Origin of the sequence: Starkeya nomas (assembly GCF_902703545.1) — a bacterium.
In the GTDB taxonomy this organism is placed as follows: Bacteria; Pseudomonadota; Alphaproteobacteria; order Rhizobiales; family Xanthobacteraceae; genus Ancylobacter; species Ancylobacter moscoviensis.
In genome coordinates this window covers 3,254,339-3,278,931 of record NZ_CACSAS010000001.1, presented here as the reverse complement: position 1 = coordinate 3,278,931, position 24,593 = coordinate 3,254,339, and the positions used below count along the sequence as shown (strand labels likewise).

27 protein-coding genes and 1 other RNA gene are annotated in these 24,593 nt (G+C 67.9%); 10 read left to right on the top strand and 18 right to left on the bottom strand.

Going from position 1 to position 24,593, the window contains the following annotated elements; genetic code table 11:
- Positions 1–6: 6 nt before the first annotated feature.
- The 4 genes from hflC to STARVERO_RS15640 all read right to left on the bottom strand — a co-directional run bounded on the left by hflC (position 7) and on the right by STARVERO_RS15640 (position 2,728).
- On the bottom strand, positions 7–924 hold the full coding sequence (hflC, locus tag STARVERO_RS15655) for a protease modulator HflC (protein ID WP_159599888.1): 918 nt from the start codon (positions 922–924) through the stop codon (positions 7–9).
- Complete coding sequence (gene hflK, locus STARVERO_RS15650) at positions 921–2,078, bottom strand: FtsH protease activity modulator HflK (protein WP_144344137.1); 1,158 nt, start codon at positions 2,076–2,078, stop codon at positions 921–923. The genes hflC and hflK overlap by 4 nt, the downstream gene beginning before the upstream one ends.
- Before the next feature lie 180 nt (positions 2,079–2,258).
- Positions 2,259–2,534, bottom strand: coding sequence for a ribbon-helix-helix domain-containing protein (locus STARVERO_RS15645; protein WP_144344138.1), 276 nt, complete (start codon positions 2,532–2,534; stop codon positions 2,259–2,261).
- Positions 2,531–2,728 carry a DUF4169 family protein gene (locus STARVERO_RS15640; protein ID WP_244616782.1) on the bottom strand — a complete coding sequence of 66 codons (198 nt, stop codon included), beginning with the start codon at positions 2,726–2,728 and terminating at the stop codon, positions 2,531–2,533. Before STARVERO_RS15640 ends, STARVERO_RS15645 begins: the two co-directional genes overlap by 4 nt.
- 402 nt (positions 2,729–3,130) lie before the next feature.
- On the opposite strand from STARVERO_RS15640, the gene fumC reads away from it, so the two are divergent.
- On the top strand, positions 3,131–4,522 hold the full coding sequence (fumC, locus tag STARVERO_RS15635; protein WP_144344140.1) for a class II fumarate hydratase: 1,392 nt from the start codon (positions 3,131–3,133) through the stop codon (positions 4,520–4,522).
- Positions 4,523–4,654: 132 nt separating this feature from the next.
- On the top strand, positions 4,655–5,296 hold the full coding sequence (locus tag STARVERO_RS15630) for a Spy/CpxP family protein refolding chaperone (RefSeq protein WP_159599886.1): 642 nt from the start codon (positions 4,655–4,657) through the stop codon (positions 5,294–5,296).
- An 87-nt stretch (positions 5,297–5,383) separates the two neighbouring features.
- Here the strand turns inward: STARVERO_RS15630 and STARVERO_RS15625 are convergent, their stop codons facing one another.
- The 3 genes from STARVERO_RS15625 to STARVERO_RS15615 form a co-directional block, all read right to left on the bottom strand.
- Positions 5,384–5,863, bottom strand: a complete 480-nt coding sequence (locus STARVERO_RS15625) for a GNAT family N-acetyltransferase (RefSeq protein WP_159599884.1) — start codon at positions 5,861–5,863, stop codon at positions 5,384–5,386.
- Positions 5,864–5,943: 80 nt separating this feature from the next.
- Positions 5,944–6,738, bottom strand: coding sequence for a thymidylate synthase (locus STARVERO_RS15620; protein ID WP_144344143.1), 795 nt, complete (start codon positions 6,736–6,738; stop codon positions 5,944–5,946).
- Positions 6,739–6,868: 130 nt separating this feature from the next.
- Positions 6,869–7,255: a hypothetical protein gene (locus STARVERO_RS15615; protein ID WP_159599882.1), complete on the bottom strand. Its 387-nt coding sequence runs from the start codon at positions 7,253–7,255 to the stop codon at positions 6,869–6,871.
- A gap of 241 nt (positions 7,256–7,496) precedes the next feature.
- On the opposite strand from STARVERO_RS15615, the gene STARVERO_RS15610 reads away from it, so the two are divergent.
- The 5 genes from STARVERO_RS15610 (at position 7,497) to STARVERO_RS15590 (ending at position 10,922) form a co-directional block, all read left to right on the top strand.
- Positions 7,497–7,814 carry a hypothetical protein gene (locus STARVERO_RS15610; protein WP_159599880.1) on the top strand — a complete coding sequence of 106 codons (318 nt, stop codon included), beginning with the start codon at positions 7,497–7,499 and terminating at the stop codon, positions 7,812–7,814.
- Positions 7,815–7,845: 31 nt separating this feature from the next.
- Positions 7,846–8,203, top strand: a transfer-messenger RNA (tmRNA) gene (ssrA, locus tag STARVERO_RS15605).
- Between the two features lie 53 nt (positions 8,204–8,256).
- Positions 8,257–9,114, top strand: a complete 858-nt coding sequence (locus STARVERO_RS15600) for an SspB family protein (protein ID WP_159599878.1) — start codon at positions 8,257–8,259, stop codon at positions 9,112–9,114.
- Between the two features lie 24 nt (positions 9,115–9,138).
- The gene (locus STARVERO_RS15595; RefSeq protein WP_159599876.1) at positions 9,139–10,416 is read left to right on the top strand and encodes a flavin monoamine oxidase family protein; all 1,278 of its coding nucleotides are present in this window, start codon (positions 9,139–9,141) and stop codon (positions 10,414–10,416) included.
- Complete coding sequence (locus STARVERO_RS15590) at positions 10,413–10,922, top strand: dihydrofolate reductase (protein WP_159599874.1); 510 nt, start codon at positions 10,413–10,415, stop codon at positions 10,920–10,922. The genes STARVERO_RS15595 and STARVERO_RS15590 overlap by 4 nt, the downstream gene beginning before the upstream one ends.
- 9 nt (positions 10,923–10,931) lie before the next feature.
- Here the strand turns inward: STARVERO_RS15590 and STARVERO_RS15585 are convergent, their stop codons facing one another.
- The 6 genes from STARVERO_RS15585 to STARVERO_RS15560 all read right to left on the bottom strand — a co-directional run bounded on the left by STARVERO_RS15585 (position 10,932) and on the right by STARVERO_RS15560 (position 15,111).
- Positions 10,932–11,564, bottom strand: a complete 633-nt coding sequence (locus STARVERO_RS15585) for a tetratricopeptide repeat protein (protein ID WP_159599872.1) — start codon at positions 11,562–11,564, stop codon at positions 10,932–10,934.
- Between the two features lie 94 nt (positions 11,565–11,658).
- A complete protein-coding gene (gene ykgO / locus STARVERO_RS15580) occupies positions 11,659–11,784 on the bottom strand; it encodes a type B 50S ribosomal protein L36 (protein WP_013167868.1) in 126 nt (41 codons plus the stop codon).
- Positions 11,785–11,938: 154 nt separating this feature from the next.
- Positions 11,939–12,451: a ribonuclease HI gene (gene rnhA / locus STARVERO_RS15575; RefSeq protein WP_159599870.1), complete on the bottom strand. Its 513-nt coding sequence runs from the start codon at positions 12,449–12,451 to the stop codon at positions 11,939–11,941.
- Entirely contained in the window at positions 12,448–13,428 is a 981-nt protein-coding gene (locus STARVERO_RS15570; protein WP_159599868.1) for a homoserine kinase, read from the bottom strand. The genes rnhA and STARVERO_RS15570 overlap by 4 nt, the downstream gene beginning before the upstream one ends.
- Before the next feature lie 14 nt (positions 13,429–13,442).
- On the bottom strand, positions 13,443–14,414 hold the full coding sequence (gene ispH / locus STARVERO_RS15565) for a 4-hydroxy-3-methylbut-2-enyl diphosphate reductase (protein ID WP_144344152.1): 972 nt from the start codon (positions 14,412–14,414) through the stop codon (positions 13,443–13,445).
- Positions 14,415–14,499: 85 nt separating this feature from the next.
- Entirely contained in the window at positions 14,500–15,111 is a 612-nt protein-coding gene (locus STARVERO_RS15560) for a YceI family protein (protein ID WP_159599866.1), read from the bottom strand.
- Positions 15,112–15,372: 261 nt separating this feature from the next.
- Here STARVERO_RS15560 and STARVERO_RS15555 point away from each other — a divergent pair, with 261 nt between their 5' ends.
- Positions 15,373–16,086 carry a DUF1013 domain-containing protein gene (locus tag STARVERO_RS15555; RefSeq protein WP_144344154.1) on the top strand — a complete coding sequence of 238 codons (714 nt, stop codon included), beginning with the start codon at positions 15,373–15,375 and terminating at the stop codon, positions 16,084–16,086.
- A gap of 96 nt (positions 16,087–16,182) precedes the next feature.
- On the opposite strand, the gene STARVERO_RS15550 is transcribed toward STARVERO_RS15555, so the two are convergent.
- Positions 16,183–18,111 carry a propionyl-CoA synthetase gene (locus tag STARVERO_RS15550; protein WP_159599864.1) on the bottom strand — a complete coding sequence of 643 codons (1,929 nt, stop codon included), beginning with the start codon at positions 18,109–18,111 and terminating at the stop codon, positions 16,183–16,185.
- Between the two features lie 254 nt (positions 18,112–18,365).
- On the bottom strand, positions 18,366–18,542 hold the full coding sequence (locus STARVERO_RS15545; RefSeq protein WP_144344156.1) for a YdcH family protein: 177 nt from the start codon (positions 18,540–18,542) through the stop codon (positions 18,366–18,368).
- A 239-nt stretch (positions 18,543–18,781) separates the two neighbouring features.
- On the opposite strand from STARVERO_RS15545, the gene STARVERO_RS15540 reads away from it, so the two are divergent.
- Positions 18,782–18,988 (top strand): YdcH family protein, encoded by a 207-nt coding sequence (locus tag STARVERO_RS15540; protein WP_144344157.1) that lies wholly within the window; start codon positions 18,782–18,784, stop codon positions 18,986–18,988.
- A gap of 51 nt (positions 18,989–19,039) precedes the next feature.
- Here STARVERO_RS15540 and STARVERO_RS15535 read toward each other — a convergent pair whose 3' ends face one another.
- Positions 19,040–19,525, bottom strand: a complete 486-nt coding sequence (locus tag STARVERO_RS15535) for a peroxiredoxin (RefSeq protein ID WP_159599862.1) — start codon at positions 19,523–19,525, stop codon at positions 19,040–19,042.
- Between the two features lie 134 nt (positions 19,526–19,659).
- Positions 19,660–20,517: a protein-disulfide reductase DsbD domain-containing protein gene (locus STARVERO_RS15530; RefSeq protein ID WP_159599860.1), complete on the bottom strand. Its 858-nt coding sequence runs from the start codon at positions 20,515–20,517 to the stop codon at positions 19,660–19,662.
- Between the two features lie 135 nt (positions 20,518–20,652).
- Here STARVERO_RS15530 and STARVERO_RS15525 point away from each other — a divergent pair, with 135 nt between their 5' ends.
- Positions 20,653–21,279 (top strand): YqgE/AlgH family protein, encoded by a 627-nt coding sequence (locus STARVERO_RS15525; protein ID WP_159599858.1) that lies wholly within the window; start codon positions 20,653–20,655, stop codon positions 21,277–21,279.
- A 57-nt stretch (positions 21,280–21,336) separates the two neighbouring features.
- Here STARVERO_RS15525 and STARVERO_RS15520 read toward each other — a convergent pair whose 3' ends face one another.
- Positions 21,337–24,528 carry an EAL domain-containing protein gene (locus tag STARVERO_RS15520; RefSeq protein WP_244616918.1) on the bottom strand — a complete coding sequence of 1,064 codons (3,192 nt, stop codon included), beginning with the start codon at positions 24,526–24,528 and terminating at the stop codon, positions 21,337–21,339.
- Positions 24,529–24,593: the final 65 nt, after the last annotated feature.

Genomic DNA, 24,593 nt, shown 5'->3' with positions numbered 1-24,593 from the left:
GCCGCGTCAGTTGGCGGGCGCGGCCGGGGCGGCGCCGGCGGAAGCCGGAGCCGGAGCGGTCGGCGCGGGATTGTTGAAGAACCGGAAGAACTCCGAATCCGGCGTCAGCAGCATCCGCGTGTCCCCGCTCTTCATCGAGGCCTCGTAGGCCTGCATGGATCGATAGAAGTCGAAGAACTGCTTATCGCGTCCATAGGCCTGCGCGAAGATCTCGTTGCGCTGGGCCTCGCCCTCGCCGCGCAGCTTGTCGCCGGTGGCGTTCGCCTCGGCGACGATGATCGTCGAATCGCGATCGGCGCGCGATCGGATGGTCTGCGCCGCCTCGCCGCCCTGGGCGCGGATTTCGGACGCCTCGCGCTGGCGCTCGGTCTGCATGCGCTGGAACACCGCCTGGCTGTTGGCTTCCGGCAGGTCGGCGCGGCGGATGCGCACGTCGATCACGCTGATGCCGAAGCCGGCGGCCTCGCGGTTCACCTGATCGCGGATGCGGGCCATCAGGTTCTCGCGCTGGTCGCGCACCACCTCGGTGAAGGTGGATTCGCCGAGCACCCGGCGCAGCGACGAGTTGAGGATGGTGGCGAGACGCGAATTGGCGCCCTCGATCGACCCGACCGACTGGTAGAAGCGCAGCGGGTTGACGATGCGGTAGCGCGCGAAGGCGTCCACCACGAGGCGCTTCTGGTCGGCGGCGATCACTTCCTGCGAGGGGTTCTCGAGATCGAGGATGCGCTTGTCGACGAAGATCACGCTGTCCACCAGCGGGATCTTCACGTTGAGGCCGGGCTGCTCGATCACGCGCACGGGCTCGCCGAAGCGCAGCACCAGCGCCTGCTGGGTCTGGTAGACCGAGAACAGTGCGGAATAGAGGGCGATCAGGATCGCGGCGGCGACGACCGCGAGGATCAGGCCGAGGCTGTTCTTCATTTCGCAGCTCCCTGGCCGGCCGCCGGGGCGGCGCCGCGACCACTGAGCGGGGCGAGCGGCAGATAGGGGACGACGCCGGAAGTTCCGCTCGCCGCCTGATCGATGATGACCTTGTCCATGCCGCCGAACACGCGCTCCATGGTTTCGAGATAGAGACGCTGGCGCGTCACGTCCGGCGCTTTCTGGTACTCGGTCAGCACGCTGAGGAAGCGCGAGGCCTGACCGCGCGCCTCGATGATCGCGCGCTCCTTGTAGCCCTCGGCGCCCTGGGTGATGCGGGCGGCCTCGCCGCGCGCTTCCGGGACCACGCGGTTGGCATAGGCCTGCGCCTCGTTCTGCAGGCGCTCGGCGTCGGCGCGGGCGGCCTGCACGTCGCGGAAGGCGTCGATCACCTGCGAGGGCGGATCGACCTTCTGCAGCTGGACCTGGGTGACGAGGATGCCAGACTTGTAGCTGTCGAGCGTGCGCTGCATCAGCTCCTGCACCGCCGTCTCGATGTTCTGGCGGGCGCCGGTGAGGATCGGCTGGATGTTGGTGCGGCCGACCACCTCGCGCATGGCGCTTTCGGCCACGGCCTTGATGGTGCCTTCCGGGTTCTGGACGTTGAACAGGAAGTTGGCGGCGCCGATGTCCTCGGCCGAGCCGGGGGCGGCGGGCTTCACCATCCAGAACACGGCGAAGTCGACATCGACGATGTTCTCGTCGCCGGTGAGCATCAGGCTCTCTTCGGAGACGTCGCGCATGGCGGCGCCGCGGCGCGGGTCGTCGCCGGTGCGGATGCCGATGTCGATGCGGTTGACGCGCGTGACCTGCGGGGTGAGCACGGTCTCGATCGGGTAGGGGAGGTGGTAGTTCAGGCCGGGATTGGAGGTGGCGACGAACTTGCCGAAGCGCAGCACCACGCCCTGCTCGTCGGGCTCGACGCGGTAGAAGCCGGAGAGCAGCCAGGCCACGATGGCGAGGACCACCACCACGACGATGCCCTTGCCGCTGCCGAAGCCGCCGGGCACGGCGGTGCGCAACCTTTCCTGGCCCCGGCGGATGAGTTCTTCGAGATCGGGAGAATTATTCGGTCCCGACGATTGCGGACCAGTGCCCCAGGGGCCGCGCGGACCACCACCCCATGGCCCACCGCTCTGGTTCTTCCACGACATTCCGCGCCCACTCCGTTTGCGCGCCCGGCAGTGTCAGGGCTCGCATGCGCAGAACCGCCAGACGCCACCGTGCAGGAAAGACCGCGCCCCTCCATGCGAAAAGCGCGGAGAGGCGGTTATAGGTGACGAGGCATTCGGTTACAACGCACCGCCAGTGCCGATATGGTGTACGGCGCGGTCTTACGCAACGGTAGGGCGCGCGGCCGCGTTCCGTTCGGGGGCGTCGATCGTGTCGCGGGTCGGCGGATTGCGGTAATGGGCCAGCACGTAGAGACGGATCGCTGAGGACAAATTGCCCTGATTGCGCCCCGAATCAATGGAAGCCACGATCTCCGAAAGTGTACTGCGGCGATTTGCGGCGATTTCCTTGAGGGCATCCCAGAACTGATCTTCCAGGCTGACGCTCGTCTTGTGCCCGGCAATCACGATGGACCGCTTAACAACGGGGCTCTTCATGTGTCGTCCTCTCGTATGCGTCTGTGCCCGTCGAGCGACTTTTCATCTTGCCGCTCCTGTGCGGCCTCCAGCTCCCGCTGAGCCTTTGACCGGCCAAACTCCAAACGCCGCGCCGCGGCGTTTTGTTCCGCGTGCGCCCGCGCGATGCGCTTGCGATACCGATTGAGATTTACAATGTCGGCCACGAGCGCCATTTCCAGAACAAAGAGAGAAGAAACGCGGCCAGAAGTTGTTCGCGTCGCTCACTCTTCTTAGTTGATTCGATAATGTCGGCGAAAGTTTGATACTGCCAGATACCGCATTGCGAAAGAGAGTCTAGCTTCATTATTCGTTAAAGTACAAATTTGTCGGGTGTTATATAATTAATTTTGGTCGTTATTTATAAGTATAGAAATACCGTCCCCTTTGTTCGCGCGGTACTTGGTTGCTCTTCGGCTCGCGCCTTCGTGATTCCGAAAGGGGGAATGCGTCAAGCGGGCGTCCCGTCCGAGGTCGCATTTTCCCACATCCTTCCGCATGCTAAACGGACGGCGCACACCCCGGCGTCCCGCCTAATGGCGTGGCCGTGAGACGCCTGATCCCGAAAGGCTTTGACGATGACCAACACCCGCATCGAAACCGACACGTTCGGTCCTATCGAGGTGGAGAACGACAAGTACTGGGGCGCGCAGGCGCAGCGCTCGCTCGGCAACTTCAAGATCGGCTGGGAGAAGCAGCCGCTGCCGGTGATCCGCGCGCTCGGCGTGATCAAGCGGGCGGCGGCGGAGACCAATCAGGAGCTTGGCCATCTCGACCCCAAGGTTGCGGCGGCGATCGTCGCGGCGGCGCAGGAGGTGATCGACGGCAAGCTCGACGCGCATTTCCCGCTGGCGGTCTGGCAGACGGGCTCGGGCACGCAGTCGAACATGAACGCCAACGAGGTGATCTCGAACCGCGCCATCGAGATGCTGGGCGGCGAGAAGGGCTCGAAGAAGCCTGTTCATCCGAACGACCACGTCAACATGAGCCAGTCGTCGAACGACACCTATCCGACGGCGATGCATGTCGCCGCGGCGGTGGAGATCGTCCGCCGGCTGCTTCCGGCTCTCGTCAAGCTGCGCGACGCGCTGGCGGAAAAGGCGGAAGCCTGGCAGCACATCATCAAGATCGGCCGCACCCATACGCAGGATGCGACGCCCCTGACGCTTGGCCAGGAGTTCTCCGGCTACACCCAGCAGGTGACGAACGGCATCGCCCGCATCGAGCAGACCCTGCCGGCGCTGATGGAGCTGGCGCAGGGGGGCACCGCTGTCGGCACGGGCCTGAACGCGCCGGTCGGCTTCGCCGAGAAGGTCGCCGCCAAGATCGCGGAGATCACCGGGCTGCCCTTCACCTCGGCGCCGAACAAGTTCGAGGCGCTCGCCGCCCATGACGCCATGGTGTTCTCGCACGGGGCGATCAACACGGTGGCGGTGTCGCTGTTCAAGATCGCCAACGATATCCGCCTGCTCGGCTCGGGCCCGCGCTCCGGCCTCGGCGAGCTTTCCCTGCCGGAGAACGAGCCGGGCTCCTCGATCATGCCGGGCAAGGTGAATCCGACGCAGTGCGAGGCGCTGACGCAGGTGTGCGTGCAGGTGTTCGGCAATAACGCCGCGCTCAGCTTCGCCGGCAGCCAGGGTCATTTCGAGTTGAACGTCTACAACCCGGTGATGGCCTATAACTTCCTGCAGTCCGTGCGCCTGATCGCCGACGCCGCGATCAGCTTCACCGACAATTGCGTCGTCGGCATCGTGCCGCGCGAGGACAACATCAAGGCGGCGCTGGAGCGCTCGCTGATGCTGGTCACCGCGCTGGCGCCGAAGATCGGCTACGACAACGCCGCCAAGATCGCCAAGACCGCGCACAAGAACGGCACCACGCTGCGCGACGAAGCGGTGGGCGGCGGCTATGTCACGAACGAGGAGTTCGACGCGATCGTTCGTCCGGAGAAGATGATTTCTCCCGGTTAATGACTATTCATGAACCTGAATGGCTGTTCATCTTTGTTTCTGAAAGTCATTCAGGTTCATTACCGAAGTTTCATTTGAAGTTCTTCGGTGTCCGCTGCAACATCGGTCTCACCTCCACAGGAGATGAGGCCGATGAAACGTACGATTATCGCGGCTACCGCCGCCGCCCTTCTCGCCAGTGCAACGTTTGGCCTGGCCGCGCCGGAACTGAAGTCCGGCGAACGCTCCCGTCCCAGCCCCGAACAGATCGCCGAATTCGCCGGCGCGATGAGCGATGCCCGCATCGCCGCGCTCAAGGCGGGGCTGCGCCTCTCGGCGGAGCAGGAAAAGCTGTGGCCGGCGCTGGAGACCGCGCTTCAGGACGCTTCGAAGGCGCGTATCGAGCGCCGGGCCGAACGCCACGCCGCGAAGGCCGGGCAGGCCAAGGATGAGAATGCCGCGGGCGATGTCGCCAAGGCGGAGCGCCCCGACGTGATCGAGCGCCTGCGCCAGCGTGCTGACGGCATGGTCGAGCGCGGAGCGGCGATGAAGAAGCTGGCCGACGCGGCCGCCCCGCTCTACGACAGCCTCGACGAGGCGCAGAAGCGTCGCTTCGGCGTGCTGTTCCGGCAGGTGCAGCATCCGCACATGGCCTTCGCCGGGCATGACCGCGAGCGGGGCCACGGCCCGCACCGCTTCGGCCCGGGTCGCGGCGGCGAGGGCGGCCCGATGCACCACCGCATGGGCCCCGGCCCGATGCCGGATGGCCCCGCCCCCGAGGGCGAGCCGCTCTGAGCGGCGTCTCTCCTTCTTTCGGACCAATGACTCCCGAGCACCCCCGCTCGTACTTGCCGCCGGCTCCGTGCCGGCGGCTTTTTTCGTTCAGCCGGCGGCGAGCTTCTTCAATGCCCCGCCGCTGACCCTCTGCAGGGTCCAGGCGTCCATGGGCAGGGCGCCGATCGCGCGATAGAACCGGATCGCCGGCTCGTTCCAGTTCAGCACCGACCATTCGAAGCGATCGAGGCTTTCCTTGACGCAGCGGCGGGCGAGATGGCGCATCAGCTCCGTCGCGATGCCCCGCCCGCGGAAGGCCGGCCGCACGAAGAGGTCCTCGAGGAAGATCCCGTGCCGGCCGCGGAAGGTCGAGTAATTGTAGAACCACAGCACGAAGCCGGCCGGCTCGCCTTCCCATTCCGCGATGTCGGAGAACACGCGGGGATTGGGGCCGAAGACGTCGCGTTCGATGTCCGCGACCGTGGCGCCGACCTCGTGCAGCAGCTTCTCGTATTCGGCGAGCTCGCGCACGAAATCGAAGATGAGCCCGGCGTCGGCGGGCTCGGCGGGGCGAATGGTCAGCGACATCGATATCTCCGGCACAGCGTGGTGGCACCAGCGCTTGCCGGAAACGGGCCCGCCGGGTCAAGCCCGAAGCCCGTGCCGCATCAGACCGCGACGGGCGCCTTGATGGCCGGATGGGGATCGTAGCCCTCGATGGCGATGTCCTCGAAGCGGAAGGCGAAGAGGTCCGCCACCGCCGGATTGAGCTTCAAGGTCGGCAGCGGGCGCGGGGCGCGCGAGAGCTGCTCGTGCACCTGCTCGAGGTGGTTGAGATAGATGTGCGCGTCGCCGAAAGTGTGCACGAAGTCGCCGACCTTCAGCCCCGTCACCTGCGCCACCATGTGGGTGAGCAGGGCATAGGAGGCGATGTTGAACGGCACGCCGAGGAAGATGTCGGCCGAGCGCTGGTAGAGCTGGCAGGAGAGCTTGCCGTCCAGCACGTAGAACTGGAACAGGCAGTGGCAGGGCGGCAGCGCCATCTTCGGCACATCCGCCGGGTTCCAGGCGGAGACGATCAGCCGGCGCGAATCCGGATTGCGGCGGATGTCGGCGACGACCTGCGCGATCTGGTCGATCACGCCGCCATGCCCGTCCGGCCAGGAGCGCCACTGATGGCCGTAGACCGGGCCGAGATCGCCGTTGGCATCGGCCCATTCGTCCCAGATGGAGACGCCGTTCTCCTTGAGGTAACGGATGTTGGTGTCGCCGGCGAGGAACCACAGCAGTTCATGGATGATGGAGCGCAGGTGCAGCTTCTTGGTGGTGACGAGCGGGAACCCCTCGGCAAGGTCGAAGCGCATCTGGTGGCCGAACAGGGAGAGCGTGCCCGTCCCGGTGCGGTCGTCCTTGCGCAGGCCCTCGCGCAGCACCCGTTCCAGAAACTCGTGATATTGCCGCATGCCTATCGTCCCGTGGGGTTCGGACGCCACTACATATAGCGCATCGACGCGGGCGGCGCATCCGGCCGCCCGCGTCCGATCGGGTGCTATCAACGCTTAGTCGCAGACAACGCTTAGTCGCAGACAACGCTTAGTCGCAGACGGTGCCGACGGTCACGATGCCGGAGCGCGACTGGCGCTCCACCGTCTGGCAGCCGCCATCGTAGAAGCCGTGGGGCACGGGCTCGGGCGGAAGGGGCGTGCGGCGCACATAGACCTCGGGGGCGAAGGGGCCGTCCGCCGGCTCGGTCACGATGACGCGCTCGGGCGCATCCTCCACGATCACCGGCGCCGGCGCCTCGCGGACGATGACCCTCTCTCCGGCGCCGAGATAGCCGGGCTCCTCGACGACGACCACGCCGGGCCCCACCGGTTCGGCGCTGCGTACATAAAGCTCCTGCGCCAGGCCGGGCGTCACCGCCAGCGCCGTCAGGCCGAGGCCGGTCGCAAGGCCAAGGGTGAAGTTCGCGGTCCTCATGGTCCTGTCTCCATGTCTTCCCCCATACCTGCTCCCCAAACCGTCCCGGAGCGTTCCGGGCGGTGCAGGGGCAAACGGCCGGGAGCGCCGGGCGTTCCACCCTCGGCCGGGGCATTTCTGGGGTCTTTTCGGGGCGGGATCGAACCGGAGGCTGCGGCGGCGCGCGGGCGACGGTAGCATGGGAACCCGACGCATCGCGCGCGACTTGTTCCCGTATCGCCGCGGCCGGAGGGAGGATGGAATGATCGAGAGCATCGACACGCTGCGCACCGAGCGCCACCGGCTGCGCCGCCATCTGGAGCTGCTGGAGCAGGACCCGACGCATCCGCTCGACTTCGCGGTGGAGCATGCGCACACGACGCCGGTTCTGGTGCTGCGCGAGGGGCAGGCGCTGCGCAGCGCCCATTCGGACGTGCGGCTCGATTATGCGCTGATGCGGCGGATCATCCTCATGGCCCTGCGCGAGAAGATCGCCGGCCTCGACCAGCGGCTGGAAGGCCGCGACGCCGGCGATCTGCCCATGGAGCGGGCGCAATTCGGCGACCAGACCGAAGCGTGAGCGGGGATGACGGCGACCTCTGTTGCCGGCCCCTCTTCCAACCCGGCGGGCAAGTCCCTATATTCATCCGTGCCGGCGCAAGCCGGCTATGGCGATAAACGGTTGTCGGAATAAACCCATCGGACCCGGGGGCAGTACCCGGCGCCTCCACCGGAGCCCATCCCGCGCGGGTGGCCTGCGGCGGGGGCGAAACAGGATCGACGGGGGCGTAAAGGGCATTCTTTCGCTCGGCATGGTACCGCCGTCATCGGACCAAACTTATAGTTGCCAACGACAACTATGCTCCGGTTGCTCAGGCCGCGTGAGCGGTTTGATCTACGGAAAATAAGTCCTAGCGGGTAGCACCGTGAGGCGGGGTTCGGAGGCACCTGGCAACAGAAGCCTCCACTTCATTCTCACCTTCCGGCTGGCGATTGTCGCTGGAATCGGGTTCATTGCCGGCATGAGCGTCGACCTAATTCGTTATGACCTGCTCGTGCAGGATGCGCTGCGCGGCGTCGTGCGCCGGGTGCTGACCGATGTCGCGCGCGACGGGCTGCCGGGCGATCACCATCTCTATGTGTCCTTCGACACGCAGGCCCCTGGCGTGCGGCTTTCCCCGCGCCTGAAGGAGAGATACCCGGAGGAGATGACCGTCGTCCTCCAGCACCAGTTCTGGGATCTCGTGGTCACCGACCAGTTCTTCGAGGTTGGGCTGTCCTTCAACGGCATTCCCGAGCGGCTGCACATTCCCTTCGCCGCGCTCAAGGGCTTCTTCGATCCTTCCGTGAAGTTCGGCCTGCAATTCGAGCCGATGACGGATGACGAGCTGGAAGATGCCGACGAGGAAGCCGAAGAGCCCGCCGCGCCGGCGCCGGCGCCGGCGCCGGCGCCGGTGACGCCGATCTCCGGCGCCCGGCCGACCTCCGTGCCGTCGACCCGGACCGCCGCGCGGTCGGGCGGCGCCGCGAAGGACGATGCCGGCAAGTCGGACGTCGGCAAGTCGGAAACCGGCAAGTCGGAAACCGGTAAATCCGACGCCGCCAAGTCTGATTCCACCAGAACAGAAGCGAAGGCGCCGAAGCCGGCGCCCGCCGCCAAGGCGGAACCCAAGGCTGAACCCAAGCCGGTGCCTGCTGCGGCCCGGGCTGTCGACGCATCCGGCGATGCCCCGGAGGGGAAGGACGGCAAGCCGGCCGGCAAGTCCGCTGCGGCCAAGCCGTCGCCCGCTTCGAAGGCCGACGAGGGCGAGGCCGAGCCGAAGGACGGCGGGACCGGTGGCGCGCAGGTGGTGCGGCTCGACGCCTTCCGCAAGAAATAGTTTTCTCCAGCCGGGACGTGAGCCGTGTCCGCCAGTCATGAGGTGATCGTCGTCGGCGCCGGAGCGGCGGGGCTTGCCGCGGGCGCGCAGCTGCGCCGGGCCGGCATCGACGTGCTGGTGGTGGAAGCGGCCTCGCGGACGGGCGGCCGGGCGTGGACGGACACCGCGACCTTCGGCGTCGCGTGGGATCGCGGCTGCCACTGGCTGCATTCGGCCTCCGTCAATCCGCTGCGCGCGGCCGCCGACGAACTCGGCCTTTCCTATCTCTCCCGCGGCAGCCGGCAGGCCCGCGCCACGCATCTTGGCGACCGCTGGGCGGACGAGGACGAGCGCAAGGCGGCGTGGCAGGCGATCGACGCGGCCTACGCCGCCATTCACCACGCCGGCGAGGAAGGCCGGGACATCGCCGCCAGCGAGGTGCTCGACAAGGGCAGCCCGTGGATAAGGCTGGCGCGGCACTGGCTCACCCTGATGTCGGCGGCGGAGCCTGAGCGGCTCTCCACGCTCGACTACGCCGCCTATACCGACACGGGCGAGAACTACCCGGTCGAGAAGGGCTATGGCGCGCTGGTGCAGGCGGTGGCGGCCCACGCGGCGCCGGACCTGCCCGTCGTCACCGGCTGTCCGGTGTCGCTCGTCGACTGGTCGGGCAGCGGCGTGGCGCTCCAGACGCCGCGCGGCACGCTGAAGGCGCGGCTCGTCATCATCGCCGTGCCCACCACGGTGATCGCGCGGGGCGGACTGGCCTTCGCGCCGCTGCTGCCGCCGGACCTCGCCGAGGCTTTCGAGGCGCTGCCGCTGGGCGCGGCGGAGAAGGTGGCCTTCCTGTTCGACCGCGACGTCTTCGGCGTGGCGCCGACGACCTATGTCGACACCATCGACCTGCGGAATCCCGACCGCCGTCCGGTCAATTTCACGCTCAATCCCTTCGGCGCCAACATGGCCATCGGCCAGCTCGGCGGCGACAACGCCGCGCGGCTGGTCAAGGCCGGCCCCGATGCCATGCGCGACTTCGGCCTGGCGGCGCTGAAGGATGCCTTCGGCGCCGATATCGAGAAGCACGTCGCCGGCTTCGCCACGACCGGCTGGGTGGCGGACCCGCTGATCGGCGGCGCCTATAGCTGCGCGCTGCCGGGCTTCGCGCATGTGCGCGCACGCCTTGGTCGGCCGCTGGGCGATCGCATCCTGTTCGCCGGCGAGGCGGTGTCGGCGCATGCCTATTCCACCGCGCATGGCGCGCATCTCACGGGCCTTGCCGCGGCGGACGCCGCGCTCGCGCAGCTTACCGGGAGGGCCGCATGACGGAGCTGATCCTTGTTGCCGCCGTCGCCGAGAACGGCGTGATCGGACGAGGCGAGGAGTTGCCCTGGCGCATCTCGGGCGACCTCAAGCGCTTCCGCGCCATCACCTGGGGCAAGCCGATCCTGATGGGGCGGCGCACCTTCGAATCCATCGGCAAGCCACTGCCGGGCCGTACCAGCATCGTCATCACCCGCGACACCAGCTTCGCCGCGCCGGACGACGTGCTCGTGGTGCCGTCGCTGCCGGCGGCGCTCGACCGCGGCGGGCTGGAGGCCGAGCGGCTCGGCGTCGACGAGATGGTGGTGATCGGCGGGGCTCAGATCTATGCGCAGGCCCTGCCGCGTGCGGCTCGCCTGCGCTTCACCGAGGTGCACGGCACCCCGGAGGGCGACGTGCACTTCCCGGCCTTCGACCGGGCGCAGTGGCGCGAAGTGAGCCGCGAGGGACCGATCCAGGGCGAGAAGGACGAATACGCCTTCAGCTTCGTGGATTACGAGCGAGCGTGAGCGGGGCCTTCAGATCGGCCGGCCCTCGACGCTGATCGACAGCGTCTTCTCCATCTCTTCCACCTCGTCGAGGCGGGGATAGATCGCGAGCGCGTTGCGCGCCGCTTCCAGCGCGTGCTTCTCGTCGCCCAGCTCCTTGCAGATGATGGCGATGCCGGCCCAGGCGCCGTAATGGCGCGGCTCGCGCGCCACCACCTGGCGCAAATCGGCGAGCGCGTCGGAGAAATCCTGCTTGAGATAGAAGACGGTGGCGCGCTTGTTCCACGCCTCCAGATGATCCGGCTCGATGCGGATCACGCCGTCGAGCAGCTGGAGGGCGAGGTCGAAATCCTTGGCCTGCAGCGCGAGAGCGGCGCGTCCCATCAGGAGATCGGCGGTATCGCTGTCGGAGGGGGTGAGCGCGACGTCGATGCGCTCGGCGATGCCCTTGGCGGATTCCTCGTCCGGCGCCGCCTTCAGCGCGGCGAACAGGGCGTCGAGCCGCTTGGCGCGGTCCGGTTCCGGCGTGCCGGCCCGGGCCGCCTCGGCGGCAGGAGCGGCGGGCGCCGTCGCGGCCGGGGCTTCCGGCATGTTCTGGGCAAGGGCACCGGTGGCGCCTAGCGGCGCGGCGACGACGAGCAGGACAGCAAAAAGGGCGCGCATGGCTCCACTCTAGGAGCGATGGCGCCCTCGTTCAATGTTGCAAGGCAGCAGGCCGCGAAATCGTGAACGCGGCCGGCCCGGCCCTGAGGAAGCCTCAGCCCTGGCGGGCCTTGAAGCGCTTCTGGGTCTTGTTGATGATGTAGACGCGGCCCTTGCGGCGCACCAGACGGTTGTCCCGGTGACGGCCGAGCAGCGACTTGAGGGAATTGCGGATCTTCATGACACGTAACCTTCGGATCGACTGCGCCCGCGCATGAGACGGCGCCTCCATGGCCGCGCCCCGATCCGCCAGCTTGAATTCGAGGCCCGGCTGATAGCGGAGGGAAGGGGCGTTTGTCAATCTCGCGACGGGTTTTCCCGCGCGCAAAACGTCGTCATCCCATGCCGCGTGCGGCCTTGTAGGGGGCCATTCCCGCGCGGGCGAGCTCATCGGCGCGCTCGTTCATCTCGTCGCCCGCATGCCCCTTCACCCAATGCCAGCGGATCTCGTGGCGTTCCATCGCCGATTCCAGCCGTTCCCACAGGTCGACATTCTTCACCGGCTTCTTGTCGGCGGTGCGCCAGCCATTGCGCTTCCAGCCGGCGATCCATTTGGTGATGCCGTTGCGCAGATATTCGCTGTCGGTGTGCAGGTCGACCGTGCAGGGGCGCTTCAGCGCCTCCAGCGCGGAGATCGCCGCCATCAGCTCCATGCGGTTGTTGGTGGTCGGGGATTCGCCGCCGGAAAGCTCCTTCTCGGCGCCGGCATAGCGTAGGATGGCCCCCCACCCGCCGGGTCCCGGATTTCCCGAGCAGGCGCCGTCGGTCCAGACGGCGACGATTCCCTTCGGCGGCTCCTTCGGCGCGTCGTCGGAGAAGACGCGGGCGGTTCCCGGCGCCGTCTTCACGCCATCTGCCCTTCGGCGATGCCGTAGTCGCGCGGGCTTTCCACCGAGCGGTGGAAGCGCAACTTGCGCAGATATTCCAGCGGGTCGTGCGGGCGCACCAGCGCGCCGGGCGGCACGTTCAGCCAGTCCACGAGGCGGGTGAGCAGGAAGCGCAGCGCCGCGCCGCGCGCCAGCAGCGGCAGCGCGGCAATCTCGTCGGCCCCGAGCGGGCGCTCGGCGCCGTAGGCGGCCAGCAGCGCGCGGCCCTTGGTCTGGTTGTAGGAGCCGTCCGGCTCGAAGCACCAGGCGTTGAGGCAGATGGCGACGTCATAGGCCAGCAGGTCGTTGCAGGCGAAATAGAAGTCGATCAGCCCCGACAGCCGCCCGTCGGTGAAGAACACGTTGTCGGGGAACAGGTCGGCATGGATCACCCCCGCCGGCAGTCCCTTCGGCCAGTGTTCTTCCAGAACGGAGAGTTCGTCGGCGATCAGGGCCTGCAGGCCGGGCGCCACCGTGTCGGCCCGCGCTGCCGCCTGGTCGTAGAGGGGGCGCCAGCCGGCGACGGAAAGGGCGTTGACGCGGCTGTATCCGGTGAAATCCGCGCCGGCCTTGTGCAGGGCCGCCAGCGCCGCGCCGAGGGCGGCGCAGTTGGCGGCGGTGGGACGGCGCACGGAGGTGCCGAGCAGGAAGGTGGCGATCAGCGCCGGCCGGCCGGCGAGGGTGCCGAGCGCCACGCCCTCGCGGTTGCGCACCGGCTGGGGGCAGTCGATGCCGCGCCTGGCCAGATGCTCCATCAGCCCGATGAAGAAGGGCAGGTCCGCCGGGTTCACCCGCTTCTCGTAGAGGGTGAGGATGAAGCTCCCCACCTCGGTCTGGAGCAGGTAGTTGGAGTTTTCCACGCCTTCCGCGATGCCCTTGAAGGCGCGCAGGCGGCCCAGCTCGTAGGTGGCGAGGAAGGCTTCGAGCTCTTCCGGGGTAACGTCGGTGTAAACGGCCATGGGGTTCGATCAGGCTATTCCGCCGCGTCGGGGCGGAGCTGCCGGGGCAGGGGGAAGAAGACGTCCTCGTGCGCGGTGTACACGGTCTCGACCTGAACGGCGAAGCGCTCGGCGAAGGCGTCGATGATCTCCTCGACGAGGACTTCCGGCGCGGAGGCGCCGGCGGTGATGCCGAGGGAGGAGATGGTGCCGAAGACGTTCCAGTCGATGTCGCCCGCCCGCTGCAGCAGCACGGCGACGCGGCAGCCCTCGCGGTCGGCGACTTCGCGCAGGCGCTGCGAGTTCGAGGAGTTCGGCGCGCCGACCACGATCATCGCGTCCACCTGCGGGGCGACGCGCTTGACCGCCTCCTGGCGGTTCGTCGTGGCGTAGCAGATGTCTTCCTTGTGGGGCGCGGCCATCGCCGGGAAACGCTCCCGCAGGATCGCGACGATCTCGGCGGTGTCGTCGATGGAGAGCGTGGTCTGGGTGGTGTAGGCGAGGTTTTCCGGGTCGCGCGGCACGAAGCGGCGGGCCTGCTCGGCGGTCTCCACCAGCGTCACCGCGCCCTCGGGCAGCTGGCCCATGGTGCCGATAACCTCGGGGTGGCCGGCATGGCCGATCAGCACCACCTCGCGCCCCTTCTTGTGATGGACGGTGGCCTCGCGGTGCACCTTGGTCACCAGCGGGCAGGTGGCGTCGATGGCGAAGAAGTTGCGGCGGGCCGCGTCCTCCGGCACCGACTTCGCCACGCCATGGGCGGAGAAGATCACCGGGGCGGCGGTGCCCACCGGCACCTCGTGGAGTTCCTCGACGAAGATCGCGCCCTTCGCCTTCAGGCCTTCCACGACATATTTGTTGTGCACGATCTCGTGGCGCACATAGACCGGCGGGCCGTAGAGCTCCAGCGCCCGTTCCACCGCGTCGATGGCGCGCACCACGCCGGCGCAGAAGCCGCGCGGGGCGCAGAGCAGGACGCGCAGGGAAGGCTTTTCGGCAGCTGACATCGCCATGTCCAGATGGGGCCGCCCAGCCGGCCACGCCACCGTCATGGGTGGCGCGGCACGTGCTGTCAAGCCGGAGAGCTATGGCTCACGGCTGCTTGGTGAAGGCGCCGACGATGTCGAGTTCCACCTCGTCCGACACGACGGGTACGGCGTAGCCCATGCCGAAATCGCTGCGCTTGATGTCGGCCGAGGCGGTGAAGCCGATGTTCTCGACCTTGCTCATCGGGTTGACGCCCGCGCCGAAAAGCTCGGCATCGAGCGTGACGCGCTTGGTGACGCCGTGAAGGGTCAGGTCGCCCTCGATGGTCGCGTCGTCGTCGTTCACCGTGACCTTGGTCGATTTGAAGGTCGCGGTCGGGAATTTTTCGGCGTCGAAGAATTCCGGGCCGGCCAGGTGCTTGGCGAAGCCATCCGAGGTCACGCGCAGGCTGGATATCGGGATGGTGATGTCGAGCTTGGCTTCGCCCGGCTTCTTCGGGTCGAGGACCAGAGTGCCGCTCGCCACGCCGAATATGCCGGTGAGGGGGGAGAAACCCATGTGGTCGACGGTCCAGACGACCTGGCTGTGATCGGGATCGACCGCGTAGGTGCCGCCGGTGATGCGGGCGACGTCTTCCTTTCCGGGCATTTCCTGCGCGCTGGCGCCGGCGGTGAATCCGATCAGCAGGGCGGCTGCCAGAAGTCGAACGGGCTTCATCATTGTCTCCTTGTTTCCGGGAGCGCGGACGCTATCAGCCCTTCTGACGCAGCGGCAATGTCGACCTGCGTCTTAGGATTTGCAGGACGGCGCGCGGGAGCCTATATTTAGCGCATCCCGGTCATCGTGAGACGGTCCGAGGCTCCGCCCCCCAGGGTGGGCGGAGCGCGTGAGGATGTTTGCGCGGCCAAACGACAATTATTCTTCGAGCCAATCTCGGTTTCAGCCAGCTTGGCGCATCAATGGATGGAGACGCGTCCCATGGCGAACGCCCCCCTCATGCCGAAGGCCACCGCCGTGTGGCTGGTCGAGAACACCGCGCTGACCTTCGACCAGATCGCGGATTTTTGTAAGCTGCATGTGCTCGAGGTGAAGGGCATCGCCGACGGCGAGGTCGCGCAGGGCATCAAGGGCCTCGACCCGGTCTCGACCGGCCAGCTCGCCCGCGAGGAGATCGAGCGCGCCGAGAAGAACCCGAACCACCGGCTGAAGCTGCTGGAATCGAAGGTCCGCCTGCCGGAGGCCAAGCGCCGCCGCGGCCCGCGCTACACGCCCGTCTCCAAGCGTCAGGACCGCCCCAACGCCATCCTCTGGCTGCTGCGCAACCATCCCGAGCTGAAGGACAGCCAGATCATGCGTCTGGTGGGCACCACCAAGACGACCATCGAATCGATCAAGGAGCGTACCCACTGGAACGCGGCGAACCTGACGCCGATGGATCCGGTCACGCTCGGCCTGTGCTCGCAGATCGACCTCGACATCGAGGTGCAGCGCGCCTCCAAGGACCGTCCGGCGGCCACCGCGGCGGCGGGGGAGCACGACGTCACCCTGCTGCCGGTGGACGTCTCGACCGGCGAGGCCGAGCACGAGCCCTTCGTGGCGACCCGCAAGCCGCGCGAGGAGCCCATCGATCTCGACACCGTGTTCGCCAAGCTCGGCGGTTCGCGCAAGAGCGAGGCCGAAGACGAGGAGTGATCCTCGGGAGGGCGTTCTGCAAGGGATCGCTGGCTGAGAACAAAAAGCCCGGAGCGGACGCCGCTCCGGGCTTTTTCTTTCGCTATCGGGCGCTTCTCAGGCCGCCGAGACCTTCGCCAGCCCGCGCGCGTTGAGCGCGGCGGCGATCTCGTCCAGCGAACTGGGATCGTCGATGGTCGCCGGCATGTTCCACGGCTCGGCGTCGGCGATCTTCTTCATCGTGCCGCGCAGGATCTTGCCCGACCGGGTCTTGGGCAGGCGGTTGACGGTGATGGCGAGGCGGAACGCCGCCACCGGGCCGATGCGCTCGCGCACCAGTGCGATGATCTCGGTCTCGATATCCGCGGGCGAACGGACGACGCCGGCCTTCAGCACGACGAAGCCGCAGGGAACCTCGCCCTTCAGCTCGTCATGGATGCCGATCACCGCGCATTCGGCGACGTCCGCATGCGCCGCGAGCACTTCCTCCATGCCGCCGGTGGAGAGGCGGTGTCCGGCGACGTTGATGATGTCGTCGGTGCGGCCCATGATGAAGAGCTGGCCGTTTCCGTCCTTGAAGCCGGCATCCGCCGTCTTGTAGTAGCCGGGAAACTCCTCGAGGTAGCTCTCGCGGAAGCGCTCGTCCTGCCGCCAGAGCGTCGGCAGGCAGCCGGGAGGGAGCGGCAGCTTGATGGCGATGGACCCCATCCGGTCGGCGCCGACCGGGTGGCCGCCCTCGTCCAGTATGTCGACCTGATAGCCGGGCATCGGCACGCCGGTGGAGCCGACGCGGATCGGCAGGGCGCCGAGGCCGACCGGGTTGCCGGCGATGGCCCATCCCGTTTCGGTCTGCCACCAGTGATCGACCACCGGGACGTCCAGCTTGTTCTGCGCCCACTCCACGGTGTCGGGATCGGCGCGCTCGCCGGCGAGGAAGAGCGTGCGCAGGCTGGAGCGGTCGTAGTCGCGCATCAGCACGCCGTCCGGGTCTTCCTTCTTGATGGCGCGCAGCGCGGTCGGGGCAGTGAACAGCGCCGCGACCTTGTATTCCTCGATCACCCGCCAGAAGGCTCCCGCATCGGGCGTGCCGACCGGCTTGCCCTCGTAGAGCACGGTGGTGCAACCGGTGAGCAGCGGTGCGTAGATGATGTAGGAATGGCCGACGACCCAGCCGATGTCGGAGGCCGACCAGAAGACCTCGCCCGGCTCGACGCCGTAGAGCCCCTCCATCGACCACCGCAGCGCCACGATATAGCCGCCGCTGTCGCGCACGACCCCTTTCGGCTTCCCGGTCGTTCCGGACGTGTAGAGGATATAAAGCGGGTCGGTCGCCTCGACCGGCACGCATTCGGCCGCCATGCCGCCGGCGATCGCCTTCTCGCGCAGCGCCGCCCAGTCATGGTCCCGGCCGGGCTGGAGCTTGGCCTCCACCTGCGGACGCTGGAAGACCACGCAGGCTTCCGGCTGGTGCTTCGCCATGGTGAGGGCGAGGTCGAGCAGGGGCTTGTAGGTGACGATGCGCGAGGGCTCGATGCCGCAGGAGGCCGAGAGCACGACCTTGGGCTGGGCGTCCTCGATGCGGCTCGCCAGTTCCGCCGCCGCGAAGCCGCCGAACACCACCGAATGGATCGCGCCGATGCGGGCGCAGGCGAGCATGGCGAACACTGCTTCCGGAATCATCGGCATGTAGATGACGACGCGGTCGCCCTTGCCGACGCCAAGCTCGCGCAGCACCCCGGCAAGCACACTCACCTCGGTCTGCAACTCGCCATAGGTGACGGTGCGCTTCGCCCCGGCCACGGGGCTGTCGTAGAAAATGGCCGGCTGCGCGGCGCGCCCGTTCGCGACATGGCGATCCACGGCGTTGTGGCAGACATTGGTGACGCCGCCGGGGAACCAGCGCCCGTAGATGCCGAGCGCCGGATCGAAGGCCCGGCGCGGCTCCTCGAACCAGTCGATGCCACGGGCCGCCTCGCGCCAGAAGCCCTCCGGATCGCGGATGGACTGCGCATAAACGTCAGGATAGCGGCTGGCGGAGCCGGTCATTTCGGGAGCCTCCCACGGGTATCGTTCTTGTTACCGGCACATTCCGGTGTCTCTCTTTGCGTGACAAGAACGCTCAATTGCTTACGCCCTTCGTCGAGTGTCCGGGCGGAGGGCTGGGAAACGCGGCGAGGCGCGGGATGCGGGGCCCGAAATGCGAACCGCCGGCGTGGAGCCGGCGGCCGAGCGATGATCCCCGACGCTCGGTCGGAGCCTGTTGCGGGGATGCGGGCCGTCGAACCCGCATCATGACTCTCCTAATGGAGGGTCGCGTCCTTCAAACGTGTGATCTCGTCCTTGAGATGCAGCTTGCGCCGCTTGAGGTCGGCGATGCGTGAATCGTCGGCCGCGGGACGAGCAACCTCTTCCCGTAGTTCCTTCTCCAATGCCTGGTGACGTCGTTCCAACTCCGCAACATGCGCCTGCATGGACATGGACAGTATCTCCCTGTCTTTCGAAGTGAACGTCATCAGTCTGTCACGGGTAGATCGGGCTGTCGACGAATCGATGCGCTGCAGTGCAGCATGGCAGCGGGGCGTCCTGGCGCGTCACGGCAGGGCTGCAGACCAGGTGTCGGCGGGCGCTGTTGCAGCCGGTCGCGAGGACGGCGATACTCCGTCCCTGCTCCCGCGCAAGCCGGGGCGAGTCGGGGTTTGGGTCGAGCGTTTGGCACATGACGGCAGATGAGGAACGCGAGCTCCTGGCGCTACTTGAGCGCCTGCGGCAGGAACATCGCGATCTGGATGTGGCGATCGAGACGCTGCAGGAAATGCCGGGTAACGACCAGTTGCAGCTCGCGCGCTTCAAGAAGCGCAAGCTGATGCTGAAGGACCGCATCGGCTATATCGAGGATCAGATCTGCCCCGACATCATCGCCTGACAGGGCGATGGGAAGCTCCCGGCGCGGGCGCCGGGAGCCGTGGCAATCCACTCAGAACTGCGTGAGCAGCACGTCGGCGTTGGTCTTGTCGGCCTTGCTCGGCACGTCCTCGACATTGAGGACCTTCACCTCGCCGTCCTCGATCAGCATCGAGTAACGCTTGGAGCGCAGGCCGAGACCGGCGCCGGAAGCGTCGAGGTCGAGGCCGATGGCCTTGGCGAACTCGCCGTTGCCGTCCGACAGGAAGAGGATCTTGTCGCCGGCGTTCGAGGCCTTCTGCCAGGCTTCCATGACGAAGGGATCGTTGACCGCCGTCACCGCGATGGTGCTGACGCCCTTGGCGAGGATCTCATCGGCGCGGGCGATGAAGCTCGGCAGATGGTTCTTGTGGCAGGTGGGCGTAAAGGCGCCCGGCACGGCGAACAGGACGACCTTCTTGCCGGTGAAGATGTCTTCGGTGGTCTTCGGCACCGGGCCGTCCGCGGTGGCGACGCGGAAGGTGGCGCTCGGCAGCTGGTCGCCGACCTTGATCGTCATGGGCATTTCCTTTCATACGCGGGAAAGCGGTTGGGAACGGTGCCCGCCGCCAGCTCGCGCGCACGGAGCCCGCCGCGACCGGCGGGCCCGGTCGCGGGGTAGAATAGTCATTTCCCGCGTGTCGGGAAGCGGCTTCAGCGTGCGGAAAGAGGGGCGTCCACCTCGACGGCGCGGTTGCCGTCGACCAGGGTGAAACGCAGCTTGGTCGCGGCGATGTCGGCACCTTTCGGCACGCCGTCCACCGGCAGCACGAAGACCGTGCGCCCGTCCGGCCCGGTCTCGCGGCTCGGCAGCGGCAGGGCCCAGTCCTCGTTCGGGCCCTCGACGAAAAGATCGGCCTTCGCGGCGTCGGCCACGTGGGCCTCGATGTGGATCGAAGGGCCGTCCCCGCCTTCGCGCAGCTCCGCGGAGGCGATTGCCGGCTCGCCGGCGGCGCCGATCTGCGTCGTGCGCGGGACCGTGGCGAGGGCATTGACCAGCATCGGCGGTGAGGGGGCCGCGCCGTCCGACGGCACGTCGAGGGTCAGTGAGGCGCTGGCCGGCTGGCAGATCTTCTCGCAGACGGCGAAGTCGAGGTTCAGCCGCAACTCGACCGGCTTGCCCGCGTCGCGCGGGATGACGCGGAACGGGATCACCACGTCCCTCTTGTAGCCGATGGAGAAGGAGCCGCCGTCGTCGAAGCGCACCGGCGCCGGCCACAAAACCTCGATGTTCTCGACGTTCTGCGAGCCGCTCCAGTCGAAATGCGGCGGTACGCCGCTGTCGCCGGGATAGCGCCAGTAGGTCTTCCAGCCGGGCGTGAGGCGGATTTCGACGCCGCCGGTCACGGCCTTGCCGTCGGGCGCGCCGGCAACGAGCCTGACCGCCGTGCCGACCGGCGAGGACCAGTCCGACATCAATTCGGCGCGCGCCGCTCCCGCCCCGAGAAACGGAACAGCGGCGAGGGCGCAGAAGGCGGCGAGGCGCAGGTCCGAACGCAGATCCGAAATCATGCCCAATGCCGTAGCGTTTCCCGTTGCATTGCGAAAGCGGCGGCGGCGCACTTTCATGTGAGGGCCTCCATACGGTTGTCCGCCTACGCCGGAAGCGGGCTTGAAAATGCGCCGATGGGGTTTACGCTTCCTTGTATGTGGATCGGACGAGAGCGCCGCACGGGTTCCGGCGGCAATTCGGGCGGGACCTTTCTCGATGGGCAGATGCTGGTCGCCATGCCCGGCATGCGCGACGAGCGGTTTGCCCGCGCGGTCATCTATCTGTGCGCGCATTCGGCGGAAGGGGCGATGGGCATCATCGTCAACCAGCCGGCGAATCACATCAATTTCACCGACCTCCTGGTGCAGCTCGACGTCATCCCGCAGGACGAGCGCATCAGCCTGCCGCACAGCGCGGAGGGTGTGAAAGTGCTGCGCGGCGGCCCGGTGGAGACCGGACGCGGCTTCGTGCTGCACAGCGCCGATTTCTTCATCCAGGATTCGACCCTGCCGATCGATGACGGCATCTGCCTGACGGCGACGCTCGACATCCTCAAGGCCATCGCCACCGGCGGCGGCCCCGCCAGCGCGGTGCTGGCGCTCGGCTATGCGGGATGGGCGCCGGGGCAGCTGGAGAATGAAATCCAGCAGAATGGCTGGCTGCATTGCCCGGCCGACCGCGGGCTGGTGTTCGACGCCGAGGCGGGGGCGAAATACGATCTTGCCTTGCGCAAGATCGGCATCGATCCGGGCATGCTGTCCTCGGATGCCGGCCACGCCTGAGGGGTGGGGCCGGCGGTTCGGGGATGCCCTCCGCCCAGGATCAGGCGGAAAATCCGGTCAGCTGGACGACACGGGGCTCGAGGCGGCGGTGTCCGCCGCCGGCGTTGCGGCCGGCTTGGCGGTGGGGGTCCGCGCCGTCGGCGCTTCCGCGCTCGCCGCCGGTTTGCCGGCAGCGGTCTGCGAGGCCTGCCGGGCCAGCCTTTGCGGCTGCGCGGCCGGCGCGGCCGCGCTCTGCGTGCCGGCAGTCTGTGCCGCTTCGGAGCCCTCGGTTGCCGCAGCCGCCTTCTCGCGCGGCGCGGCGGCGTTCTCGGCCGGCTTCGATGCGCCGAGGCCGGCGACGGCCCGTGCACCGCGCGACAGCTGACGTCCGCGTTCCAGCAGCGAGGCGGGGGCCTGCTCGGGCTGGAGGCGCTTGCGCGCATCGTCGGCGCTCATCGGTTCGCCGAACAGCCGCCCCTGCCCGTAACGGCAGCCGAGCTTGGCGAGCGCGGCGGCAACCTGTTCGGTCTCGATGCCCTCGGCGATGATGTCCATGCCGAGGTCATGCGCCATGTTGATGATGGTGCGCAGGATGATCGGACGCTGGGTCTTGTTGCCGGCGCGGCCGAGCGCCTTCATGAAGGTGCGGTCGACCTTGATGCTGTCGAACGGGAAGCGCTGGAGATAGGCCAGCGAGGAATAGCCGGTGCCGAAATCGTCCAGCGTCAGCCCGGCGCCGAGCTCGCGCATGCGCAGGAGGATCTGCGAGGCGTATTCCGGGTTCTCCATGGCGAGCGTCTCGGAAAGCTCGAGCTTGAGCGTGCCGGGGGCCACGACATTGCGGGCGAGGACCGCCTTGAGGTCCTGCAGCAGGTCGTGGCGCAGCATGTGTCGCGAGGAGATGTTGACCGAGACGAAGATCGGATCGCCGCGCAGGCTGCGCTGCCACACGCCGAGCTGGCGGGCGGCGGTGTCGAGCACGAAGAGGCCGATATCGACGGTGAGGCCGGTGTCCTCGGCGATGCCGATGAAATCGTCGGGGCCGAGCAGGCCGAGGGTCGGATGCTGCCAGCGCACCATGGCCTCGAAGCCGGCGATGTTGCGCGAGGTCAGATCGACCACCGGCTGGTAGACGACGCTGATTTCGTTGCGCTCCAGCGCCTGACGCAGGTCCGTCTCCATGGTGAGGCGGTCGAGCTTGTGGGTGCGCATCGACGGCCGGAACACCTCGATGCGGTCGCCGCCGACGCGCTTGGCGAAATACATCGCCAGTTCCGCGTCCTTCAGCATCTCGGACGGCGTGCGCTTCTGCCCGTCGGCGAGCAGCAGGCCGATGGAGGCGGTGATGAAGATCTCGCGGTCGCCGAAGGTGATGGGCGCGCGCAGGGTCCGGCGCAGCGTATCGGCGAAGGCGGTGATGCGCTCGGGGTCGCGCTCGGAGAGCAGGATCAGCGCGAAATGGTCGCTGCCCAGGCGAGCGAGCGTGTCCTGCTGCTTGACGAGGCGCATCAGGCGCCGGGCGACGGTGAGCAGGATGGAGTCGCCGGCCGGCATGCCGAGGCTGGCGTTGACCTGCTTGAAGCGGTCGAGATCGATCAGCATCACCGTCGGGCGGATCTGCTCGTCGGTGCGCGCGAGCCCGTTGGCGGCGGAGAGGCGGTCGAGGAACAGCTCGCGGTTGGGCAGGCCGGTGAGGTTGTCGTGCACGGCGTCGTGCAGCATGCGCTCTTCGGCGGTACGGGTGTCGGTGACGTCCGACAGCGTGCCGATGCAACGCACCACCTCGCCATCGGTGCCGACCACCGGCCGGGCACGCAGGTTGAACCACAGATAGTGGCCGTCATGCGCGCGCAGGCGGAAATCCTGGTCGATGCGCCCGCGCCGCTGGTCGAGCAGCCCGTCCAGCGTGGCGCGGAAGCGGTCACGGTCGCCGGGATGGATGATGTCGAGCCAGCCGGCCGCCTCGGTCTCCAGCGTGCCCTGCTTGAGGCCCAGCATGTGCTCGGCCTCGGGGCTGACATGGATGCGGTCGGTGTCGACGTCCCAGTCCCACACGATATCGCCGGAACCGGCGACGGCGAGCGCCCGGCGCTCCAGTTCCTGCGCGCTGCCGGCCACCGAGCCGATGCCGGCGAAGGCGTGCTGCATGACGGTGAAGCCGATCAGCATGACGATGAGCACGAGGCCGCCGAGCAGGGCGGGGGCCACGAGATCGTTGCCGATGCGGCCGGAGACCGCCATGCCGGCCGTGATCACCCACACGACCAGCAGGAACAGGGTCGGGATGATCAGCACGGCGCGGTCGTAGCGGTGCAGCGCGAGCCACATCACCACGCCGAAGCCCATAAAGGAGACGACGAGCAGGGAGGGGCGGGCGATGCCGGCCGCCGCCGAAGGGTCGAGCAGCGCGAGGCCGACGATGGCGGCGAGGAAGACCAGCCAGCCGGCGGTGACATGCGCGTAGCGCACGTGCCATCGGTTGAGGTTGAGATAGGCGAAGAGGAACACCACCAGCGTCGCGGCGAGGATCGCCTCGCCCGCCGCGCGCCAGAATTGCTGGGCCAGCGGCGAGATGCCGAACACCTTCGACCAGAAGCCGAAATCGAGGCCGATATAGCCGAGCACCGCCCAGGCGAGCGCTGCCGCCGCCGGGAACATCGCGCTGCCCTTCACCACGAACAGGATGGTGAGGAACAGCGCCAGCAGGCCGGCGATGCCGATGACGATGCCGTTGTAGAGCGTGAAGGAGTTGACCTTGTCCTTGTAGGCTTCGGGCTCCCACAGATAGAGCTGCGGCAGGCCGCCGTCGCCGAGTTCGGCCACCAGCGTCACGGTGGTGCCGGGGTCGAGGGTGATCAGGAACACGTCGGCGTCGGGGGCGTTCTGCCGCTCCGGGCGGAAGCCCTGGCTTGCCGTGACGTTGAGGATGCGTCGGTTGCCGAGGTCGGGCCAGAACACGCCGGAGCCGACCATGCGGTAGTGCGGCGCCACGATCAGCCGGTCGACCTGCTCGTCGGTGTTGTTGGCGAGGGCGAAGATCGCCCATTTGCTGCCATCCGGCCCGGGGGCGACGGAGCGCACCTCGATGCGGCGGACGATGCCGTCCGCGCCGGGCACGGTGGAAACCTGAATGCGGTCGGTCTCGCTGGTGCGCCGCTCCAGCGCCGGGGCGAGGTCGACGACCAGCGCGTCGAGCCGGATGGCCACCGCTTCCAGCGCCATGGCGCGCGGGGCGCCGAGCAGCAGCGTCGCGAACAGCAGGGTCGCCATCACCGCGAAAAGCCGGGCCGGGGCCAGCCGGCAGGACGCGGGACGCGGCAGATTCCACGACGATA